The following is a 1,905-nucleotide window of genomic DNA, read 5'->3' on the forward strand; positions in this document are numbered from 1 at the left end:
GGCGGCGCTGCGCGGCGCGCTCGGCATCGACGTGGTGGTGACGCGGGGCGAGCAGGGTTCCGAGGCCGCGACGGCCGCCGGCACGCATCACCAGCCTGCCTTCCAGGCCCTGGCGGTGGATACCACCGGCGCCGGGGATTGCTGGTGCGGCACGCTGGCCGCCGCGCTGGATGCCGGTCAGGACCTGCCCGCCGCCATGCGCCGCGCCAGCGCCGCCGCCGCCCTTGCCGTAGGGCGGGAAGGCGCGGCCACCGCCATGCCCACGGCGGCGGAGACGGAAGCGCTGCTGGCTTCCGCCTAAGGACGCGCGGTCAGAGCGTGACGCGGGACAGCCGCTTCACCGCCCGCGCATCCACCTCCGCCATGCGGGCGCGGTAATCCGCCGCCTGCGCCCGCGCCGCTTCCAGCACGGCGGGCTCGGCTTCATCGGGCGAGCCCGCGCCGGGGAAGGGGGGTTCGGGCGCGTATTCCAGGCCGAGCTGCACCTGCCGCGCGAAGGTCTCGCCCTGCAAGGCCGCCAGCAGGGTCAGCGCGAAGTCGATGCCGGCGGTGACGCCGCCGCCGGTGATGCGGTTGCGGTCCACCACCACCCGCGCCTTCTCGGGCTCGGCGCCGAAGGCGGCCAGCCGGTCGTGCGAGGCCCAGTGGGTGGTGGCCTTGAAGCCATGCAGCAGCCCCGCCGCCGCCAGCACCAGCGCCCCGGTGCAGACGGAGGTCAGGAAGCGGCAGCCGATCTCCTGCTGCCGCAGGAAATGCAGCACCGCCTCGTCCTCCATGGCCTCCAGGTGGCCGGGGCCGCCGGGGACGCAGATCAGGTCGAGCTGCGGGCAGTGCTCCAGCGTCACCGTCGGCAGCACCTTCAGGCCGCTGCCCTCCACCGGCGCCAGGTCCTTCGCCACCACATGCAGCGTGGCGCCGGGCAGGCGGGAGAGCACCTCCCAGGGCCCGGCGAAGTCCAGATGCGTCATGCGGGGAAAGATCAGGAAGCCGATCTGCAGGCCGGTGTCGGACACGCGCTTCACTCCACCACGAATCGCGGCATGGCGGGGGTCGCCGCGCCTTGCTGCAGCTTATCGCGCAAACGCCGGGCCATGGCGCGGTAGCTTTGCGCTTCCTCGCTCTCCGGCCGTGCGACGGCGATCGGCGTGCCGGCATCGGCCAGTTCCCGGATGGCCAGCTTCAACGGCAGCTCGCCCAGGAATTCCACGCCCATCCGCTCCGCCTCCGCCCGCGCGCCGCCATGGCCGAAGATCTCGGCCCGGTGGTTGCAGTTGGGGCAGCAGAAATAGGACATGTTCTCGATCAGCCCCAGCACCGGCACGTTCACCTTCTCGAACATGCGGATGCCGCGCCGGGCATCGATCAGCGCCACGTCCTGCGGGGTGGAGACAATGACGGCGCCAGCCAGCGGCACGCGCTGGCTCATGGTCAATTGCGCGTCACCGGTGCCGGGGGGCATGTCCACCACCATCACGTCCAGCTCGCCCCAGTCCACCTGGCCGAGCATCTGCTCCAGCGCGCCCATCACCATGGGGCCGCGCCAGACCATCGGCGCCTCCTCCTCCACCAGGAAGCCGATGGACATGGCCTTGAGCCCCCAGGCCGGGATCGGCGCGATGCGGCCATCGGCGGCGCGCGGCCGCTCCCGCGTACCCAGCATCTGGGGCAGGGAAGGGCCATAGATATCGGCATCCAGCAGCCCGACCCTCAGCCCCTCGGCCGCCAGGGAGACGGCCAGGTTGACCGCCGTGGTGGACTTGCCCACGCCGCCCTTGCCAGAGGCCACGGCGACAATGGACTTCACCCCCGGCAGCAGCATCGCCCCCTGGCCCGGAGGCGGGCGGCTGGCGCGCGCCGTGCCCGGCGGCGGGGCGCCATGGCCGTGGCCCGCATGGCCCTGGGCGG

The 1,905-nt window shown here is 73.1% G+C and carries 3 protein-coding genes; 1 reads left to right on the forward strand and 2 read right to left on the reverse strand.

Annotated elements, in window-relative coordinates:
- A partial coding sequence (locus IBL25_RS25930) for a PfkB family carbohydrate kinase (protein ID WP_238940678.1) occupies window positions 1-301 on the forward strand: 301 nt, incomplete at its 5' end.
- Between the two features lie 10 nt (window positions 302-311).
- On the opposite strand, the gene IBL25_RS25935 is transcribed toward IBL25_RS25930, so the two are convergent.
- Complete coding sequence (locus tag IBL25_RS25935) at window positions 312-1,013, reverse strand: DJ-1/PfpI family protein (protein WP_187781318.1); 702 nt, start codon at window positions 1,011-1,013, stop codon at window positions 312-314.
- A gap of 5 nt (window positions 1,014-1,018) precedes the next feature.
- Window positions 1,019-1,905: iron-sulfur cluster carrier protein ApbC (apbC, locus tag IBL25_RS25940; protein ID WP_238940679.1), on the reverse strand; the 887-nt coding region annotated here is incomplete at its 5' end.

It is taken from the genome of Pseudoroseomonas ludipueritiae (assembly GCF_014490445.1).
GTDB lineage: Bacteria > Pseudomonadota > Alphaproteobacteria > Acetobacterales > Acetobacteraceae > Pseudoroseomonas > Pseudoroseomonas ludipueritiae.